This is a genomic window from Streptomyces polygonati, assembly GCF_042650325.1.
In the GTDB taxonomy this organism is placed as follows: domain Bacteria; phylum Actinomycetota; class Actinomycetes; order Streptomycetales; family Streptomycetaceae; genus Actinacidiphila; species Actinacidiphila polygonati.
The window spans coordinates 286776-304105 of the sequence record NZ_JBHSBB010000008.1 but is presented as its reverse complement, the minus strand read 5'-3'; the positions used below and the strand labels follow the sequence as shown (position 1 = coordinate 304105).

Below are 17330 nucleotides of genomic sequence, written 5' to 3'. Positions count from 1 at the left end.
CTAGTGAATCCGCACTACACGCGGAACCGGCAGTCGGCCCGGCGTCACCCCTGACGCGCGGTCAGGGTGCCGGTGTGCTGCCGGATCTCGTCGGGGGTGAGGTAGGAGTCGGTGTACTCGAAGTCGCGCAGGGCGGCCGGAGTGCGGGACAGGAAGCCGGTGCGCACGAAGTCCTCGCCGGCCACCGCGTTGAGCATCCAGTTGGTGAGCACCCGGGTCTTGGCCACATTGGTGCGCAGCGCCGACCAGTGGTAACCGCGGGCGACGGCCTGGGCGAGCATGCCGCGCAGTTCGATGCCGAGCGGTTTGGACACCGCGTCCCGGCCGCCGAGGTCGACCACCAGGCCGAGGTCCTTGTGGCGGTAGGGACGCAGCGGCTCCCCGCGCAGGGTGGCGATCACATTGTCGGCCACCACGCGGCCCTGGCGCATGGCGTGCTGCGCGGTGGGCGGGCACAGCGCGCCGCCGTCCGCGTCCTGGGACAGGTCGGGCACAGCGGCGGCGTCGCCGAGCGCGAAGACCCCGTCGACGCCGGGCAGTGTCATCCGGGTGTCGACGGCCAGCCGGCCGCGTACCGTCTCCGCCTCCAGGGTGGCGATCAGCGGGCTCGCGACGACGCCCGCGGTCCAGATGAGGGTGCGGCAGGGCAGCACCCGGCCGTCGGTGAAGGTGACCTCCTCGGGGGCCGCCTTGTCGATGGAGACGCCGAGGGAGACCTCGATGCCGCGGTCGCGCAGGATCTTCAGCGCGCTCAGGCCGAGCTTGTCGCCCAGCTCCGGCATCAGCTTGGGCGCGATGTCGATCAGGTGCCACTTGATCAGTTTCGGGTCCAGCCGCGGATAGCGCTTGACGGCGTCGCTGGTCAGCCGCTGGAGGCAGGCGGCGGTCTCGGTGCCCGCGTAGCCGCCGCCGACCACGACGAACTGCAGCCGGGAGGCGCGCTCGGCCTCGTCCTGGCTGGCGTCGGCCAGGTCGAGCTGGGCGATGACGTGGTCGCGGACGAAGGCCGCCTCGGCGAGGGTCTTCATGCCCCGGGCGTTGTCGGCCAGGCCGGGGATGGCGAAGGTACGGGTGACGCTGCCGGGGGCCAGCACGATGTGGTCGTAGCGCTCGTTGACGATCTCGCCGGTGATCTTGCGGATCACGCAGACCTTCGCCTTGGTGTCCACGCCGACGGCGCCGCCGGGGATGATCGGCGTGCGGAATCTGCCGCTGCGGCGCAGCGAGACGGCGATCGACTGCGGGGTGAGCACACCTGAGGCGACCTGAGGCAGCAGCGGCAGGTAGAGCTGGTAGGAGAACGGCGTCACCAGGGCGATGTCGGCCTCGTCCGGGCGGAGTCTGCGCTCCAGGCGCCGTATGCACCCCACCCCGCCGAATCCGGCCCCCACCACAAGGATCTTCGGTCGTGCCACGTTGTCCGTCCCTTCTCGGCCCAGGCGGTCGTACGCACGCCTGCCCAGTGGAGCGCGGCCTCGCACCTCCTGTCCTATCCCGGCTGCGGCCCGCCCGCCATCCGGGAGGGTCCGCCGGGGCTCCCCTCAGCCGGCCGGGGACCAGGCCGCCGCCGCGCCGCGCGGCAGGTCGAGGACCCGGCGCTGGTCGGGGCGGCGGGTCGTGCCGGCGCGGACCGCGGCCGACACGGTCCGGGTGACCGGCGCGGCCAGCGGGTGCAGGGCGAGCGGCGCGGTCGCCGCCGGCAGCGCCGGCCTGGGGACGAGGGCCACACCCGCCGCGGCGGCGACCAGGGCGAGGTCGCCCGGCGCCACTTCGGTGTGCGCGACCAGCGGCTCCCCGCGGCGGTGAGCCGCAGCCCCCGGCCGTGCTTCTCCACCGCGGGCAGCCCGGCTTCCTGCTCCCGTACCGTCTGTCGCCGCGAGACGGCGGGCGCGGTCAGCTGCAGCGCCTCGGCGGTCGTCGCGACCGTGCCGTAGGTGGCCAGCTGCTGGAGGACGCGCAGGCGCCGTGCAGCGAGCATCCGGGCAGGCTCACAGACCGCGCGCCGACGGACGGGCGCCGCTTCGCTCCGGGCGGGCCGGAAGGGTCGCGGCGGGGCGGGCTCGCGCCGGGGACGGTTCCGGTGTCACCGTCCGGTGGTGAGGACGATCTTGCCCAGGTTGGCGCGGTCCTCCAGGCGCCGGTGGGCGAGGGACGCCTCGTGCAGCGGGAAGGTCGCCTCGACCGGGACGCGGAAGGTGGCGGCGGCGACGCCGTCCGCGATGGCGCGCAGGTCGGGGCGGGGGTCGTAGCCGTGGTCGATCAGGCCGGTGAGCTGGAAGCCGTGGACGGAGACGTTCCTGGGATAGAAGTCGCGGGTGTCGACGGTGCTGGGCCGCAGGGCCACATTGGCCAGTGCGATCACCCGCCCGGCGAAGGCGGCCTCGCGCAGGCTCTGCGCGAAGACGTCGCCGCCGACGGTGTCGAGAACGATGTCCGCGCCGGCGCCGCCGGTCAGCCGCAGCACCTCGTCGACCACCGCGCCGCCCGGGAACGCCGAGCTGTCCACGGTGTGGTGGGCGCCCAGCCCGGCCACCCAGCGGGTCTTCGCGGACGAGCCCGCCACCGCTATCACCCGGGCGCCGGCCGCCGCGGCGATCTGGACCGCCGCGCTGCCGACCCCGCTGGCCGCCGCCTGTACGACGACGGTCTGCTCGGCGGCCAGGCCGCCCAGCCGGCGCAGGCAGTACCAGGCGCTCAGCCAGGCGATCGGCAGCGCCGCCGCCGACAGCAGGTCCACCCCGTCCGGCAGCACGGTCACCCGCCCGGCCGGTACGGCCGCCAACTCGGCGTAGAGCCCAGGGGCGTTGGCGGCGCCCTGGGTGATCACCCGTTGCCCGGGAGTGATGTCCTCGACGCCCTCCCCCACCGCGAGCACGGTGCCGGAGGCCTCCAGGCCGGGTATCAGCGGCGGCTTCACGACCCGGTGGTAGTTGCCCGCGCGGATCAGCGCGTCCGCCCGGTTGACGCCGACCGCCGCCGTCCGGATCAGGATCTCGCCGGGCCCCGCCACCGGGTCGGGCAGCTCGACCGGGGTCAGGACTTCCGGTCCGCCGAACGCGTCGATCCGTACCGCTCGCATGTGCCACCTGTCCTCGCGCCGACGCCGGTTGGGCCGGCGCCCACCTTCCGACACCGTATGAACAGGTGTCAACAGCTACCGTCGGACGATGACCAGCGTGTCCTTCACACCCGGCGACAAAGGGGACGAAGAGCGGGCCGACGACGGGCGGGAGGACCCCGCGGCCTTCCGCTTCGTCGGCGGCCGGCTCTGCCTGGATTTCACGGCGACCCTCGGGGGGCGCCACACCGAGCCCCTCGAACGGCTGCCCGACCTCCTCGCCAAGATCGCCGGCTACCGGTCCCGCACGCGCCGGCCCTCCGCGCCGGGCGCGCGGGTCCGGATAGGCCTGAGCCTTCGGCTGGCTGGGGGGAGGTCCCCCGTCCGGCGGCGCTGGCCGGGGGCGCCGTCACGGTGCTCGGCGTCGTCGCCATCACCCGCCGCACCCCGCCCGTCCCCGACCGGCCCGCCGCCCCAGCCACCGTGCCCACCGCGGACCTTCGACGGTGAGAACGCGGCGGCCGGGCGGGCGGCTCGTCGAGCCCTAGTCGATCGGCACCGGGCCGTCCGAGGAGGTGCCGCCGCGGCGGTCGTTCGGGCCGACCTGGCCGCGCAGCGCGATCTCGCCGTTCGACTCCGCCGGGCCGTCGCCGGCCAGATTCTTGCGGACCGAGTCGAGGATGGTCAGCCCCTGGCTGACCAGGCCCGCGGCTATCTCGCTGAGGCCGTCGGCGCCGTTGAGCACATTGACGTTGGCGCCGGCCAGGCCGCCCGCCGCCTCCTTGACGATCAGCGGCAGCTGGTCGATCAGCATCCGGTCCAGCGCCACCCGGTCGTGGGAGGCGGCCGCCGCGGCCTGGATCCGCATCCGCTCGGCGTCGGCGACGGCCAGCACCCTGATCCGCTCCGCCTCGGCCTCGGCGGGCTTGACGATCTCGGCGACGAGCTGCTGCTGGCGCAGCTCCGCCTGGCGCAGCGCCAGCTCGGTCTGGGCGGCGAGCACCTCCTGCTGGGCGTGCGCCTGGGCCAGCGGGCCCGCCTGCGCCGACTGTGCCTGGGCCCGGTCCACCTCGGCGTTGTACTGGGCCTGGACGACGGCGGTCTGCCGGGCGTACTCGGCCTGGTTGCGGGCCGCGGCCTGCTGCGCCTCGGCGGACGCCTGGGTGGCCTGGGCCTGGGCGATCTGCGCCTGCCGCTGGATGGCGGCCTTGTGCGGCGCGGACATCGCCTCGATGTAGCCGGTGGCGCCGTCGTCGATGGACTGGATCTGCAGCGAGTCGACGGTCAGCCCGATCTTGGCCATCTCCGTCTTGGAGGTCTCCAGCACCTCGGTGGCGAGCTTCTGCCGCTCGGTGACGATCTCCTCGACCGTCATCGAGCCGATGATGGACCGCAGGTGGCCGGCGAAGATCCGGCCGGTCAGCACCGACATCTGGTCCTGGTCGGACAGGAAGCGCTGGCCGGCGTTGACGATGCTCTCGTGGTCGTTGCCGACCTTGAAGGCGATGACGGCGGTGACGCTCAGTGCGATGCCCTGCTTGGTGACGCAGGTCTCCGCGACCTCGGCCTCGCACATGGCGAGGGTCAGGAACCGGGTCTTGCGGAACACCGGCGGTACGAACTTGCCGTGGCCGGTCACCACCCGGAACGGCGCACCCCCCAGACCTCGTCGGCCGCCCGAGATCAGCATCGCCTCATCGGGTGCGGGAACGCGATAACCGAACATCCTTGGTCTCCTTCGTGTGCGCGGCTCAGTCGGCCGGCACTTCCAGCGGGTCTGCCCACGCGATGACGTCCACCTGCCGGGCGCCGCGGGATTCCACCACGAGCACGGTCGAGCCCCTCGGCAGAGGCTCGTCGGACCAGGCGAGGAAGGCCTCGGAGCCGCCCCGGATCCGGACCAGGACCTCTCCGGGTCCGGCCACCCCCCGGGTGCCGATGATCAACTCCCCGGCGCAGCCGATCACGGCGTCGTCGCGAGCCATCGACGGCCGCCCCCCTCGTCGTCGTCATGCCGAGTCGTGCTGAGTCATCCTGTCGAGCCTTGTGCTGTGGTGCCGTCGAGCCGCATTCCTCGACATGACCATCCTCCCACCTGGAAACGCTCCCGGTCGGTGGCCGTCCTTACGGAATACGCGTGCTGTACGCCGGTGGTTCCGCCGTCGGTGGCCCCCTAGGGAATGGCTGGGCGCGTGTCCGCCGCCGGGCCGTGCCAGGGTATGCGCAGACAGATGTACCGGCAGGAGGCTGGATGTTCCGGGGCTTCACCACACCCTTGACGGGTCGGACCGAGCACGAGCGCACGACCGTGGCCTCGGCGTGGGCGTACATCCGCACCGAGACGGGCAGCGCCGCGGTGCTGCTGGCGGCCACTCTGGCCGCGCTGATCTGGGTGAACACGGCGCCGGGCAGCTACGAGACCGCCTGGCACACCCACCTGTCGATCCGGGTGGGACAGCACGGCGTGGACCTGGACATGCGTGACTGGGTGAACAGCGGGCTGATGACACTGTTCTTCCTGGTGGTCGGTCTGGAGGCGCGCCGCGAGTTCGACCTGGGCGAGCTGCGCGACCGGCGCCGTATCCCGCTGCCGCTGCTGGCCGGGATCTGCGGCATGGTCGTACCGGTGCTGATCTACCTGCTGGTGAACACCGGCCGGTCCTCAGCGCACGGCTGGGGCGCGGCGATGTCCACCGACACCGCCTTCGCGCTGGGCATGCTGGCCCTGCTCGGCTCGCGTTTTCCGCGCCGGCTGCACACCTTCATCCTGACCGTGGCGGTGGTGGACGACTTCGTGGCGCTGGCGGTGATCGCCGTCGCCTACAGCGACCACATCTCCTGGACCCCGCTGCTGTTCGGGGTGGGCGTGCTGGTGGTCGTGGGGATCGTGCGCCGCGCCGGGGTGCGCCGCGGCCTGGTGTACGGCGCGCTGGGGATCGTGGCGTGGGTGGCCTTCCTGCACTCCGGGGTGGACCCGCTGGTGGTCGGCCTGGTCTTCGGCATGATGTCGTACGCGTACCAGGCCTCGCGGGACGACCTGGAGCGGGCCACCGGCCTGTTCCGCTCCTTCCGCGAGCAGCCCACCGCGGAGCTGGAGCGGGAGGCGCGGCTCGGCATCGCCTCGGCGCTGTCGCCCAACGACCGGCTGCAGCGGATGTGGCACCCGTGGACGAGTTACGTCATCGTGCCGCTGTTCGCGCTGGCGAACGCCGGCATCGCGATCGACGGCACGCTGCTGCGGCAGGCCTTCACCTCGCCGATCACGCTGGGCATCCTGCTCGGCTACGGGCTGGGCAAGCCGATCGCCATCTTCGGGGCGTCGGCGATCAGCACCAGGCTGAGCCGGGGCCGGATGCGGCCGCCGGTCGGCTGGGGCGCGGTGCTGGGCGGCGGCACCATCGCCGGGGTCGGCTTCACCGTGTCGCTGCTGATCGCCACGCTCGCCTTCCACGGCGCTCAGCTGGACCAGGCGAAGATCGGTGTGCTCAGCGCGGTGCTGTTCGCGATGCTCGCCACCACGGTGGTGGCGCTGGTGATCGAGCGGCTGCCCGACGCCCGGCGGGCCCGGGCGCTGCTGGGCACCGCGCAGTCGGTGGTGGACCTGACCGACCCGGTGGACCCGGAACGCGACCATGTCCGCGGGGCGCTGGACGCCCCGGTCACGGTGGTGGAGTACGGCGACTTCGAGTGCCCGTACTGCGGGCAGGCCGAGGACGTGGTGCGCGAACTGCTGGTGGACTTCGGGGATGTGCGCTATGTCTGGCGGCACCTGCCGCTGTCCGATGTGCACCCGCACGCCCAGCTGGCCGCCCAGGCGTCCGAGGTCGCGGCGCGGGAGGGGAAGTTCTGGGACATGCACGATCTGCTGTTCGAGCACCAGGACGAGCTGAACCCCAAGGACCTGCTGGCCTACGCCCGGCAGCTGGATCTCGACATGGACGCCTTCCAGAAGGCGCTGCGGTCGCGTGAGGCCAAGGAGCGGGTGCTGCGGGACGTGGAGTCGGCGGACACGAGCGGGGTGTCGGGCACACCGACCTTCTTCGTCAATGGCCGCCGCCACCACGGCGCTTACGACATCGCCAGCCTGTCGGCGTCGGTGATAGCGGCCAGGGACCGGGTGCTGCTGGTGGAGCGCGGTGAGCAGCGCGGCAGGCGGCGCAGCCGGCGGCGCGGCGAGGAGTGACCGGCGGGCGCCGACACGGCGGCCGGCCGGCGGCGGACCGCACAGGGCGGCGGACCGGCCCCTTCGGGGTCCGGCCCGCCCGCCGCGAGCGCCCTCACGGCGTCACGGCTTCAGCGTGCGTACGACGCGCGGCACCGCGGAGGCCTGCTGGCCCCCGCTGGCGACCATGCGGATCTCACCGTCCGCGCTGATCTCCGCGCGGACGATTCCGGTCTCGTCCTCGTAGATCGGGGCACCGCCCGATCCGGCCTGCTCGGTGCGGTGGACGGCCACGGTGTCGTCACCTTCCGCGACGGCGTCGAAGACGAGCTCATAACTTTCCGGGTACTCCATGCGTGCCTCCCGACAGGTGGTGCGGTCCTCGCGCCGCACCGCCCCCTTCCGCTGGCCTTTCGCCGGACCTACCCATAATGCCCCGGGTCGGCCGCCGTCGCCTACCCGGAACCGCGATCACTGACCGTGATCGGCGCAGGCACGGCTCGGGTCGGTCGGGCGGACGGCCGGACCGGGCTCATTCGGGCCACGGCGACCCGAGGACGGTGTCCACGAAGTCGCCGCGCTCGAAACCGGGGACGTAGTGGGCCAGCACATCGGCGTTCACGGTGCCGAAGGTGGTCTCCGGCCTGGGCTGGATACCGTCGGTGAAGGCCGCCAGGATGCGCCGCTTGAAGTCGGGGCGGGGGTGCAGGCCGGTGACCGCGGCCCGCTCCGCCGCGCTGATGTCGGCGTAGCCGATGCCGAGCACGTCGTACTCGACACCCGCGGTGACCAGCGCGACCTCCGGCTCCATGAACTCCGGGACACCCGGGGTGGTGTGCAGGGCGATCGCCGTCCAGACCCGGCGGACGCTGTCCTCGGGCACGTCGTGGGCACGCAGGAAGCGGCGGGCCTCGTCGGCACTGTCCACCTCGAAGCGGTGACCGCTGCCGTGGAACCGCTCCGACAGGCCCAGATCGTGGAACATCGCCCCGATGTAGAGCAGCTCCGGGTCGAAGCTCAGATCGCGGACCCGGCCCTGGAGGCTGCCGAAGAAGAAGACACGGCGCGAGTGGTCGTAGATCAGGTCGCTGGTGGTGTCGCGCACCAGGGCGGTGGCCTCGCGGGCCAGCGCGGTGTCGGGTACGGCCACCGGGATCGGCTCGGTCGGTACGGTCCGTCCGGTCGGTTCGCTGCTCATCGCCGCCGCCTTCGCTGTGCCTCGGGGTACGGGGCCCCGGTGCGGGCCGCCGCTTCCCAGCATCGGCGCGGCGGGGACCTGCTGCCATGTGCGTTCGGCCGTATGTCGCAGGGCCGGGGAGGACGTGCGAGGCGCGGGGTCCTCCGGTAGGGAGCGCGGTCAGCGATGGGCCCGGAGCCAGGCGAGGGCGGCCTCGGGGCTGCCGACCGTCACCACGCCGGGGGGCGGCGGCGGACGGCGGACGATCAGGACCGGGACGGCGGCCTCACGGGCGGCGGTGAGCTTGGGGGCGGTGGCCGGGCCGCCGCTGTCCTTGGTGACCAGCAGGTCGATCCGGTGCTCGCGCAGCAGCGCCCGTTCGCCGTCGAGGGTGAAGGGGCCCCGCGACAGGACGAGGACCAGGCGCCGGGGCAGCGGCGGCGCCGGGGGCTCGACCGTGCGGGCGAGGACCGGGAGGTCCAGCGCGGCGAAGGCGGCGAGTTCCTGCCGGCCGGTGGTGAGGAAGGGCCGGCCGCCCAGCGACGGCAGGAGCGCGGCGGCCTGCGTCAGGGTGTCCGCCCATGTCCAGCGGTCGCCCGGTCCAGGGGTCAAGCCGGGCGGGCGCAGCGCCAGCAGCGGGACGCCGGCCGCGGCGGCGGCTACGGCGGCGGAACGGCTGATCTCCTGCGCGAACGGGTGGGTGGCGTCCACCAGTACGTCGATCCGCTCGGCGCGCAGCCACGCGGTGAGCCCGGCCGCTCCCCCGAAGCCGCCGCTGCGGACCCGGCCGGACGGCCGCCGCGGTTCGGCGGTGCGCCCGGCGAGCGAACTGGTCACCTCCAGCGCGGGATCGGCGGCCAGCTCCGCCGCCAGCGCGCGGGCCTGCCCGGTGCCGCCGAGGATCAGCAGCCGCCGCATCAGCCCTCGTCGGTCCTGCGCAGCAGATAGGTGTCCATGATCCAGCCCTTGCGGGCCCGGGCCTCGGCCCGCACCGCGCGGATACGGCCGGCCAGTGCGTCGTCCAGCGGGCCGGCCAGCAGGATCTCGTCGGGTGTGCCCAGATAGGCGCCCCAGTAGATGTGCAGGCCCTGCCCGGTGAAGGCTCCGAACGCCTGCCGCGCGTCGAGCATCACCACCACGTCGTCCACGCCGTCGGGAAGGCCTTGGTCGGCGAGCCGGCGCCCGGTGGTGATCTGCACGGGGCGGCCGACCTGATTGAGGCCGACGCGGTGCTTCGCGGCCAGCGAGGAGACGCTGCTGACGCCGGGTACGACGCTCCAGGCGAAGTCCTCGGTCCCGCGGGCGTGCACCTCGCCCAGGATGCCGAGCGTGCTGTCGTAGAGGGCCGGGTCCCCCCAGACCAGGAAGGCGCCGTGGCCGCCGTCCGGCAGCTCCTCGGCGATCAGGCGCTCGTAGACGTCGGCGCGGCGCCGCCGCCAGTCGTCCACGGCGGGCGCGTAGGCGGCGGAGGGCGCGGCGCGGTCCCGGTCCGGGTCGCGGGCGGTGACCACCCGGTGCGGCCCGGTGGCGTGCCGTCGCAGGATCAGCTCCCGCAGGCCCGCCAGATCGGCTTTCTCCTCGCCCTTGTCCAGCAGGAAGAACACCTCGGTACGGCCCAGGGCTTCGACCGCCTGCAAGGTGAGCTGCCCGGGGTCGCCGGCGCCGATACCGATGACGTAGATCTGCTTCACGCCCCGGAGTCTGGCACACCGCGCGCCGCCGGCCGCGGCCAGCGCGGGCGGGGGTCGCCCGAGGTCAGCGCAGGGCGCAGTCGCCGCACAGGGCGCCCTGCGCGCCGGGCGCCGCCCGGTAGATCAGGCAGCAGCTGCGGCGGCGGAAGACCCCCGCCGCGTCGGTGGCGCTCTCCCCGTCCAGCGGCGGGCTGGCCAGCAGGGACGCGGCGAACACCGAGGTCCGCGACGCGTGTTGGGGCCGGGTCCGGCCGAGCGTCACGGCGGCGCCGTTGACGGCCGAGGCGGTGTTGCCGCGCAGGATGTGCCGGGAGACGCCGAACCGCTCGAAGCACGACGCCAGTTCCTCCAGCGCTCCGGACACCAGGCCGGTCGCGAGGAGTCCGGCGAGGGACTCGGCGCCCGGACGCGGCTCGCCGAGGGCGCCGGTGGGCAGCGACAGCGGTGCGGGGCCGCCGAGTACGGGCTGCCAGCGCACCTGGCTGAGCGTGAAGAGGAGCGGGCGGCCGAAGAGCACGGCCGCGGCCAGCGCCGGGGAGACCAGGCGGGCGGCGAGCCCCAGGTGCGCCACCGAGGCGGCGACCCGGAGTTCGACGGCCTCGGCCGGCTGCCCGCCGGCGTCGGCCAGCCACCGCCGTACCGCGGTGACCCGGTCCGCCAGCAGCGGCGCGGACACGGGCTGCCAACCCGGCCCGCCCGCAGCGGAGGACGCCGGCTCGGCCGGTCCGTGCGCCTCCAGTGCGAAGAACGGGCCGAGCGCGGTGATCTCCTCGATCACCGCGCCCGGGCCCGGTCCGACCGGTGGTGGTGCGGGCGCGCTCATCCGGACGCGCTCATACGGGTACGGGGGCCGGCGCGGGGACGGCCGGGCGGTCGGGGCCGGGCTGGAGCAGGCGCTCGGCCAGCGGGGCGAAGACCAGGCCGATGGCCGACCAGAGCAGCAACTGGGCGGCGACCGAGTAGAAGCGGAAGGTGTAGAGGACGTCGGCCGGGAAGCCCGGATAGACGATGGCGCCCTTGGAGTCCGTCAGCGGGAGCGGCGTCTCGGTGGCCTGATCGCCGAACTGCTCCTTGTTGACCGCGAGATGGCCCAGCGCCGGCAGGATCAGCATGACGGCGCCGATCGCGACGACGAAGGCCGCGCCGGCCAGCAGGACCGCGTTCCAGTTGCCGAACCGCGCCTGGAGGCGCTTGCCGAGCCAGACGGCCCCCACCAGGAAGGCGACCGAGCACAGCACCATGATCAGGTAGAGCCCGCTGCGGGCCCTGATGGTCTCCTCGTGCCCGATGGCGGGCGGGTTGGCCGGGTACTTCAGGAACGGCACGAGATACATGCCGAGGAAGCCGCCGGCCGCGACGGCCAGCGCCAGCCCGCGGGGGCGCAGCCCGCCGACCCGGCCGAGGCAGACGGCGTAGGCCACCGCGAACAGCGCGCCCATCGCCGTACCGAAGACGATCATGCCGACGCCGATACCGACGTCCGCCTGGATGGTGCGGCTGAACAGATCCGGGCCCGCGGCCGTCGGCGCGAGTCCGGCGGCCTTGTCCAGCGCGGCCTGCGCCGCGTCACGGCCGCTCTCGTAGTCGATCGCCTTCCCGATCTGCGGTTCGGCGAAGATCCGGGCGAAGAGGAAGGCGAGCAGCCCGGCGACTGCGCCGGCCAGCAGGCCGCGCAGTATGAGCTTCTTTTCCATGTCGAGTTGTCCGTACGTCAGGTGAGGGAGTGACGGGATGACGGGTCAGTGGCAGGGGAAGCCGAGGAAGTGACGCGCGTCATGGACGAACTCGTGGATGTGCATGTCCTTGCCGAACACCGAGACCGCGCCCTGGTCGACACCGATGAAGTAGTAGGCGGCGAGCGCCAGGAGTGAGGTGCCGACGAGCCATATCACGGCTTTGGAGATCGGCAGGACGACCGGTGTCGCGGCCGGGCGGGAAGAAGAAATGCTGCTCAAGGGTGGGCCCTCCTTGGGGGATCGTGCGTCCCTGTTCCATGGGCGTCGTGATGGGCGGGTGTCTGACTCCCCCTCCGCCTGGCGGCGGTGGGCTCACAGTGGCGCGACCGTGCCGGAGTTCCACCGGCTTCCCCACGTCATCACTACACCGAGGAGCGTAGAGGCGGCCCTGTCATGCGTCAATCAGGGCGCACGCCGGTCGGAGGCGCCGCGCCGCAGGTGGGACCCGTCGGCGGCCGAGGCGCGGCGGCGCCCGGGGCGTTCCCGCACGGCTCCCCGTGCCTTCGCGCGACCCCGCACGACCCGCCACGACCCGCCACGACTCCACTGCCCCCGGGGCAGGTGCCTGGTCACAGGTGTGGCGCCGTCGGCGGGTGGGCACTCTTGCGAAGAGTTTGCAACTAGTAAGCTGCCGCGTGTAGCCGCTGGAACCGACGCCCCCGGAGGACGCCGAAATGACCATAACCGCCGAGACCCCGGTCGCCGCCGGGTCCCGATGGCGCCGGATCGCCGACTCGATGAGCCGGGCGGAGTGGACCCGGCTCGGCGGGATGGCGGCGTTCATCGTGGCGCTGCATCTCATCGGCTGGTTCGTCCTGGTGCTCGTCGTCGCCCCCGAGCACTACAGCCTGGGCACCGGTTCCTTCGGCGTCGGTATCGGCGTCACCGCCTACACGCTGGGCATGCGGCACGCCTTCGACGCCGACCACATCGCGGCCATCGACAACACCACCCGGAAGCTGATGGGCGAGGGCAAGCGCCCGCTGTCGGTGGGCTTCTGGTTCTCCCTCGGGCATTCCAGCATCGTCTTCGGGCTGACCCTGCTGCTGTCACTGGGGGTCAGGTCGCTGGCGCACCCCGTCCAGGACGACGACTCGCGGCTGCACGACGTGACGGGCTGGATCGGCACCACCGTCTCGGGCACCTTCCTCTACCTGATCGCCTTCATCAACCTGGTGATCCTGGCCGGGATCTGGAAGGTCTTCCGGCAGATGCGCGAGGGCGACTTCGACGAGGCCGCGCTGGAGGAGCACCTGAACAACCGGGGCTTCATGAACCGGCTGCTGGGCCGGGTGATGAAATCGATCACCAAGCCGTGGCAGATGTATCCGCTGGGTCTGCTCTTCGGCCTCGGCTTCGACACCGCCACCGAGGTCGCACTGCTGGTGCTGGCCGGGTCCGGCGCCGCGTCCGGGCTGCCCTGGTACGCGATCCTGTGCATGCCGGTGCTCTTCGCCGCCGGGATGTCGCTGCTGGACACCATCGACGGTTCCTTCATGAACTTCGCCTACGAGTGGGCCTTCTCCAAGCCGGTCCGCAAGGTCTACTACAACCTCACCATCACCGGTCTGTCGGTGGCCGTCGCCCTGATCATCGGCACCGTGGAACTCCTCGGCCTCCTCGGCGAGAAGGCCGGGCTGCACGGCGTCTTTTGGGACTGGGTGGGCGGCCTCGACCTGAACATCGTCGGCTACGTCATCGTGGGCCTGTTCTTCGTCACCTGGGCGGTCGCCGTGGCGGTGTGGAAGTTCGGCGACATCGAGGAGAAGTGGTCGGCCGGGCTGCGTACCGCCGATCCGCGGGACTGACCGCCCCCGCCCGTGTCAGCCGGCCGGGCGGGCGCCGATCACCACCGTCGCGTACAGCTCCTCGTCGGTGGCCACCCTCGGCTCCAGGCCGCCCGCCCGGACGATCTCCACGGCGTGCGGTGCCTGCCGCTCGCTGGTCTCGAAGAGCAGCGATCCACCGGGGGCGAGCCAGTGCCGGGCCTCGGCGGCGACCCGGCGCAGCACGTCGAGGCCGTCCGGGCCGCCGTCCAGGGCGATCCGTGCCTCGTGGTCCCTGGCCTCGGACGGCAGCAGGCCGACCGCGTCCGTCGGTACATAGGGGACGTTGGCGGCGAGCAGGTCGATCCGGCCGCGCAGCCGAGGCGGCAGGGCGTCGAAGAGGTCCCCCTCGTGCACCCGGCCGCCGACCGGCGCGACATTGCGGCGGGCGCAGCGGACGGCGGCCGGGTCGAGGTCGGCCGCGTGCAGTTCCACGCCGTCCAGGGCCGCGGCGAGCGCCACCCCGACCGCGCCCGAACCGCAGCACAGATCGACCACGACCACGCCGGCCCGGCCCAGCGCCACCGCCTCGCCGACCATGAATTCGGTACGGCGGCGGGGTACGAAGACGCCGGGGTCCACCGCGATCCGCAGCGAGGCGAACTCGGCCCAGCCGAGGACGTGTTCCAGCGGCAGTCCGGCGGCCCGGCGCTCCACCATGTCCATGAGTCCGGCCGGGCCGCTGGCCGCCTCGACGAGCAGGCGTGCCTCGTCCTCGGCGAAGACGCAGCCGGCCGACCGCAGCCGTTCGACGACCGCGGATTCGGTCAGCGGTGCAGGGGGCGCCGCGGGTGAGGGGACCGCCGGCGGCGTCACGGCTGACGAGGGGGGCGGGGCGGGAGTGGAGAAGTCCTGCATGAGGAGAGCCTTTCGGGGAGCCCGAGGGCGCTCCCCGACCGTGCGCGGCGGCCGATGATCAGGCCGCGCGGCGGTACGGCGGGAGCACCCGTCCTGAACTGGCGGTAATCGGTCCCACCTCCCCGGCTCGTGCGTGAGCGCGGCTCACCGCGCGGCTTCAACCTACCGCATCGCGCCGTCCGGCCTCCCCCGAACACCGCTCCCCGGCGCTACTGAACCGTTTCAGCGGCCTCGGCTCGATGTGCCGGAGCCGCGTCCCGCACCGCGGAGTTGACGCAGTGGAGAGCCGCCGCGGCGGCCTCGGCGGTGGGCCGGGGCCAGCCGCGTACGGTGATCGTCACGCTCTCGCCCGGCAGCAGGGTGGTCAGGCCGCGGTCCGCGGCTGCGGCCGGGTCGAGCCGGTCGGCCTGGAGCAGCAGGTCGCGCAGCAGGGTGCGGGCGGTGACGGTGACCTGGGCGGTGTCGCCGTCGGCGGTCACCGCGATGTCCCAGCGCGGCGCCGGATAGTCGAAGTCCTTGTCGCGCGCCGCGAACCACAGGGCGCGCAGCCCGTCGGCCTCGAAGGTCAGCAGTTCCCTGTCGCTGCCGGCGGCCGGCCGCAGCCGGGGCGGTACGGCGAGGGTGGCGACGGAGCGGGCGGGCGCGGTGAAGGGCAGCCGGGCCTCGGCGAGGATCTCGCCGTCCACCGCCACCCTGCGCAGGACCGCGGTGCCCGACCAGTCCAGCGCGCCCTGGTTGACCAGTGCCCCGGCCAGGGCCCCGGAGTCGTCCGCCGCCCGCCGCACGGTGAGCAGCCGGTCGGCGTAGAGCCGCTTCAGCTCGTGGTAGAGCGGCTTCTCCCGCTCGTCGCCGTCGATGGCGGCCCAGGAGGTCACCGGCCAGCAGTCGTTGAGCTGCCAGACGATGGTGCCGGCGCAGGCCGGCCAGTGCGAGCGCCAGTGCTCGATGCCGGTGGCGACGGCCCTGGCCTGGTTGACCTGGGTGAGGTAGTGCCAGCGGTCGAAGTCGTCCGGGACCGGGAAGTGGTGGGCCAGGCCGCGGGCGAGCTTGCCGTTGCCGTCGCCGGCCTTCTGGTGGTGCAGCATGCCGGGCGAGCCGGGGGTCAGCGGCCGGTCGCTGATGGCGCGGCGGACGGTGGCGAAGGCGGGCGGGGCCTGCCAGCCGAACTCGGCGACGAAGCGCGGCACGCTGTCGAGGTAGTCGGTGTAGTCGGTGCGGTTCCACACGTCCCAGGAGTGGGCGGTGCCGTGGCCGGGGTCGTTGGGGTGGTGGTCCCAGGAGCCGGACCAGGGACTGCCGGCCCAGTACGGCCGGGTCGGGTCGGTCTCGGCGACCACCCGCGGCAGCAGGCCGAGGTAGTAGCCCTCGCCCCAGGAGTCGCCGGCCAGTTCCTGCTCCCAGTCCCAGTCGCGGAAGCCCCACAGGTTCTCGTTGTTGCCGTTCCACAGGGCGAGGCTGGGGTGCGGGGCGAGCCGGGTGACGTTCTCCCGGGCCTCGGCCTCGATCTCGCCGCGCAGCGGCTGCTCCTCGGGGTAGGCGGCGCAGGCGAACAGGAAGTCCTGCCAGACCAGCAGGCCGAGTTCGTCGCAGGCGTCGTAGAAGTCGTCGCTCTCGTAGAGGCCGCCGCCCCACACCCGGATCAGGTCCACTCCGGCGTCCGCCGCCTGGGTGAGCCGGCGGCGGTAGCGGGCGGCGTCGATCCGGGTGGGCAGGGCGTCGTCGGGGATCCAGTTGACACCGCGGGCGAAGACCGGGGTGCCGTTGACGACCAGGGTGAAGGCGCTGCCCCGCGCGTCGGGCGCGGTGTCCAGCGCCACGGTGCGAAAGCCGATCCGGCGCTGCCAGCCGTCGAGTTCGGCGGAGCCGTCCAGCAGGGTGATCTCGCAGTCGTACAGCGGCTGTCCGCCGTAGCCGCGCGGCCACCACAGCGCGGGGTCGGGGATCTCGGCGGTGACGGAGATCCGGTCGGCGCCGGCCGGTACCGCGGTCTCGACCAGGGTCTGTCCCACCCTCAGGCGCGCGGTCAGTTCGCGCTCGGCGCCGGTGGCGGTGCGTTCCAGTTCCAGCCGGACCTCGACCCGGCCGGCGCCGCCGTCCACCGTGACCAGCGGGGTGACCCGGGCCAGCCGGGCGGTGGACCAGTGCTCGATCCGGACCGGCTTCCAGATGCCGGCGGTGACCAGGGTCGGCCCCCAGTCCCAGCCGAAGGAGCAGGCCATCTTGCGGATGTACTGGAACGGCTCGGGGTAGGCGTTGGGCCGCTCCCCGACCAGCGCGCGGACCCGTTCGGCCTCGGTGTAGGCGGAGGTGAAGGCGACGGTCAGCGGGGTCGCCTCGGCGCCGTGCGGCCCGGTGACGTCGAAGCGGTGGCCGCGGTGCATATTGCGGGTGGCGCCGAGCACCGCGCCGCCGAGGCGGATCTCGGCGACGGTGTCGAGCCCCTCGAAGACCAGGTCGGAGCGCTCGTGCCGGCTGTCGCGGGGCGGCAGCAGCGTCTCGTACGTCCAGTCGGCGTGCCCGACCCAGGCCGCTTCGGTCTCGTTGCGGTCCAGGAACGGGTCGGCGAGCAGGCCGGCGGCCATCAGGTCGGTGTGCACGCAGCCGGGCACGACCGCCGGCAGGCCGGCGCCGCCGGTGAGGCGCTCGGCGAGACCCGCGGGCAGCCGGGCGGCGGACCCGTCGGGCAGGCGGTCGGCGAGGCGCAGCCTCCAGCCGTCGGTGACCGGCGTGACGTCCTTCATCGCTGCTCCTTGGCTGCGGCCTCGCGCAGGGGGCGGGCGGGCCGGTGCGGTACTGGCGGTTAAACGGTAAAGCACCGCAGG

The 17330-nt window shown here is 73.4% G+C and carries 16 protein-coding genes, 1 pseudogene and 1 riboswitch; of the genes and pseudogenes, 2 read left to right on the top strand and 15 right to left on the bottom strand.

Annotation, left to right across the window (positions count from 1 at the left end; translation table 11 throughout):
• Nucleotides 1-44: 44 nt before the first annotated feature.
• The 6 genes and pseudogenes from ACFO3J_RS10010 to ACFO3J_RS09985 all read right to left on the bottom strand — a co-directional run bounded on the left by ACFO3J_RS10010 (nt 45) and on the right by ACFO3J_RS09985 (nt 5043).
• Complete coding sequence (locus ACFO3J_RS10010; RefSeq protein ID WP_386428201.1) at nt 45-1415, bottom strand: NAD(P)/FAD-dependent oxidoreductase; 1371 nt, start codon at nt 1413-1415, stop codon at nt 45-47.
• 126 nt (nt 1416-1541) lie between these two features.
• Nucleotides 1542-1769, bottom strand: a complete 228-nt coding sequence (locus ACFO3J_RS10005) for a hypothetical protein (RefSeq protein ID WP_386428321.1) — start codon at nt 1767-1769, stop codon at nt 1542-1544.
• Nucleotides 1770-1852: 83 nt separating this feature from the next.
• A pseudogene (locus ACFO3J_RS10000) lies at nt 1853-1978 on the bottom strand (LysR family transcriptional regulator); the annotation flags it as partial.
• Nucleotides 1979-2083: 105 nt separating this feature from the next.
• Nucleotides 2084-3079 carry a quinone oxidoreductase family protein gene (locus ACFO3J_RS09995; protein WP_386428199.1) on the bottom strand — a complete coding sequence of 332 codons (996 nt, stop codon included), beginning with the start codon at nt 3077-3079 and terminating at the stop codon, nt 2084-2086.
• A 523-nt stretch (nt 3080-3602) separates the two neighbouring features.
• Entirely contained in the window at nt 3603-4784 is a 1182-nt protein-coding gene (locus tag ACFO3J_RS09990; protein WP_386428198.1) for an SPFH domain-containing protein, read from the bottom strand.
• Nucleotides 4785-4809: 25 nt separating this feature from the next.
• The gene (locus tag ACFO3J_RS09985) at nt 4810-5043 is read right to left on the bottom strand and encodes a hypothetical protein (protein ID WP_093735997.1); all 234 of its coding nucleotides are present in this window, start codon (nt 5041-5043) and stop codon (nt 4810-4812) included.
• A 266-nt stretch (nt 5044-5309) separates the two neighbouring features.
• Between ACFO3J_RS09985 and nhaA the strand changes: the two genes are divergently transcribed.
• Nucleotides 5310-7241: a Na+/H+ antiporter NhaA gene (gene nhaA / locus ACFO3J_RS09980; protein ID WP_386428195.1), complete on the top strand. Its 1932-nt coding sequence runs from the start codon at nt 5310-5312 to the stop codon at nt 7239-7241.
• 102 nt (nt 7242-7343) lie between these two features.
• Here the strand turns inward: nhaA and ACFO3J_RS09975 are convergent, their stop codons facing one another.
• The 7 genes from ACFO3J_RS09975 to ACFO3J_RS09945 form a co-directional block, all read right to left on the bottom strand.
• Nucleotides 7344-7574: a DUF6296 family protein gene (locus ACFO3J_RS09975; protein ID WP_386428192.1), complete on the bottom strand. Its 231-nt coding sequence runs from the start codon at nt 7572-7574 to the stop codon at nt 7344-7346.
• A 178-nt stretch (nt 7575-7752) separates the two neighbouring features.
• Nucleotides 7753-8418: an HD domain-containing protein gene (locus ACFO3J_RS09970; protein ID WP_386428190.1), complete on the bottom strand. Its 666-nt coding sequence runs from the start codon at nt 8416-8418 to the stop codon at nt 7753-7755.
• Nucleotides 8419-8577: 159 nt separating this feature from the next.
• Nucleotides 8578-9315: a cobalt-precorrin-6A reductase gene (locus ACFO3J_RS09965; protein WP_386428188.1), complete on the bottom strand. Its 738-nt coding sequence runs from the start codon at nt 9313-9315 to the stop codon at nt 8578-8580.
• Nucleotides 9315-10088 carry a precorrin-6A synthase (deacetylating) gene (cobF, locus tag ACFO3J_RS09960; protein ID WP_386428186.1) on the bottom strand — a complete coding sequence of 258 codons (774 nt, stop codon included), beginning with the start codon at nt 10086-10088 and terminating at the stop codon, nt 9315-9317. The genes ACFO3J_RS09965 and cobF overlap by 1 nt, the downstream gene beginning before the upstream one ends.
• A gap of 64 nt (nt 10089-10152) precedes the next feature.
• Nucleotides 10153-10911 (bottom strand): (2Fe-2S)-binding protein, encoded by a 759-nt coding sequence (locus ACFO3J_RS09955; protein ID WP_386428185.1) that lies wholly within the window; start codon nt 10909-10911, stop codon nt 10153-10155.
• Between the two features lie 10 nt (nt 10912-10921).
• Nucleotides 10922-11782 (bottom strand): CbtA family protein, encoded by an 861-nt coding sequence (locus ACFO3J_RS09950; RefSeq protein ID WP_386428183.1) that lies wholly within the window; start codon nt 11780-11782, stop codon nt 10922-10924.
• A gap of 45 nt (nt 11783-11827) precedes the next feature.
• Complete coding sequence (locus tag ACFO3J_RS09945) at nt 11828-12043, bottom strand: CbtB domain-containing protein (protein ID WP_386428182.1); 216 nt, start codon at nt 12041-12043, stop codon at nt 11828-11830.
• Between the two features lie 36 nt (nt 12044-12079).
• Nucleotides 12080-12230, bottom strand: a riboswitch (cobalamin riboswitch).
• Nucleotides 12231-12561: 331 nt separating this feature from the next.
• On the opposite strand from ACFO3J_RS09945, the gene ACFO3J_RS09940 reads away from it, so the two are divergent.
• Entirely contained in the window at nt 12562-13632 is a 1071-nt protein-coding gene (locus tag ACFO3J_RS09940) for a HoxN/HupN/NixA family nickel/cobalt transporter (RefSeq protein WP_386428306.1), read from the top strand.
• Between the two features lie 15 nt (nt 13633-13647).
• Here the strand turns inward: ACFO3J_RS09940 and ACFO3J_RS09935 are convergent, their stop codons facing one another.
• Together ACFO3J_RS09935 and ACFO3J_RS09930 are read right to left on the bottom strand one after the other, a co-directional pair.
• The gene (locus ACFO3J_RS09935; RefSeq protein WP_386428179.1) at nt 13648-14508 is read right to left on the bottom strand and encodes a putative protein N(5)-glutamine methyltransferase; all 861 of its coding nucleotides are present in this window, start codon (nt 14506-14508) and stop codon (nt 13648-13650) included.
• Nucleotides 14509-14717: 209 nt separating this feature from the next.
• Entirely contained in the window at nt 14718-17249 is a 2532-nt protein-coding gene (locus ACFO3J_RS09930; RefSeq protein ID WP_386428177.1) for a glycoside hydrolase family 2 protein, read from the bottom strand.
• Between the last annotated feature and the right edge of the window lie 81 nt (nt 17250-17330).

Coding starts and splice junctions, on each gene's coding strand:
- ACFO3J_RS09935 (WP_386428179.1), bottom strand. CDS start 14,508: ATGCAGGACTTCTCCACTCCCGCCCCGCCCCCCTCGTCAGCCGTGACG.
- ACFO3J_RS09995 (WP_386428199.1), bottom strand. CDS start 3,079: ATGCGAGCGGTACGGATCGACGCGTTCGGCGGACCGGAAGTCCTGACC.
- ACFO3J_RS09970 (WP_386428190.1), bottom strand. CDS start 8,418: ATGAGCAGCGAACCGACCGGACGGACCGTACCGACCGAGCCGATCCCG.
- ACFO3J_RS09930 (WP_386428177.1), bottom strand. CDS start 17,249: ATGAAGGACGTCACGCCGGTCACCGACGGCTGGAGGCTGCGCCTCGCC.
- ACFO3J_RS09955 (WP_386428185.1), bottom strand. CDS start 10,911: ATGAGCGCGCCCGCACCACCACCGGTCGGACCGGGCCCGGGCGCGGTG.
- ACFO3J_RS09990 (WP_386428198.1), bottom strand. CDS start 4,784: ATGTTCGGTTATCGCGTTCCCGCACCCGATGAGGCGATGCTGATCTCG.
- ACFO3J_RS09975 (WP_386428192.1), bottom strand. CDS start 7,574: ATGGAGTACCCGGAAAGTTATGAGCTCGTCTTCGACGCCGTCGCGGAA.
- ACFO3J_RS09985 (WP_093735997.1), bottom strand. CDS start 5,043: ATGGCTCGCGACGACGCCGTGATCGGCTGCGCCGGGGAGTTGATCATC.
- ACFO3J_RS09950 (WP_386428183.1), bottom strand. CDS start 11,782: ATGGAAAAGAAGCTCATACTGCGCGGCCTGCTGGCCGGCGCAGTCGCC.
- ACFO3J_RS09940 (WP_386428306.1), top strand. CDS start 12,562: ATGAGCCGGGCGGAGTGGACCCGGCTCGGCGGGATGGCGGCGTTCATC.
- nhaA (WP_386428195.1), top strand. CDS start 5,310: ATGTTCCGGGGCTTCACCACACCCTTGACGGGTCGGACCGAGCACGAG.
- ACFO3J_RS09965 (WP_386428188.1), bottom strand. CDS start 9,315: ATGCGGCGGCTGCTGATCCTCGGCGGCACCGGGCAGGCCCGCGCGCTG.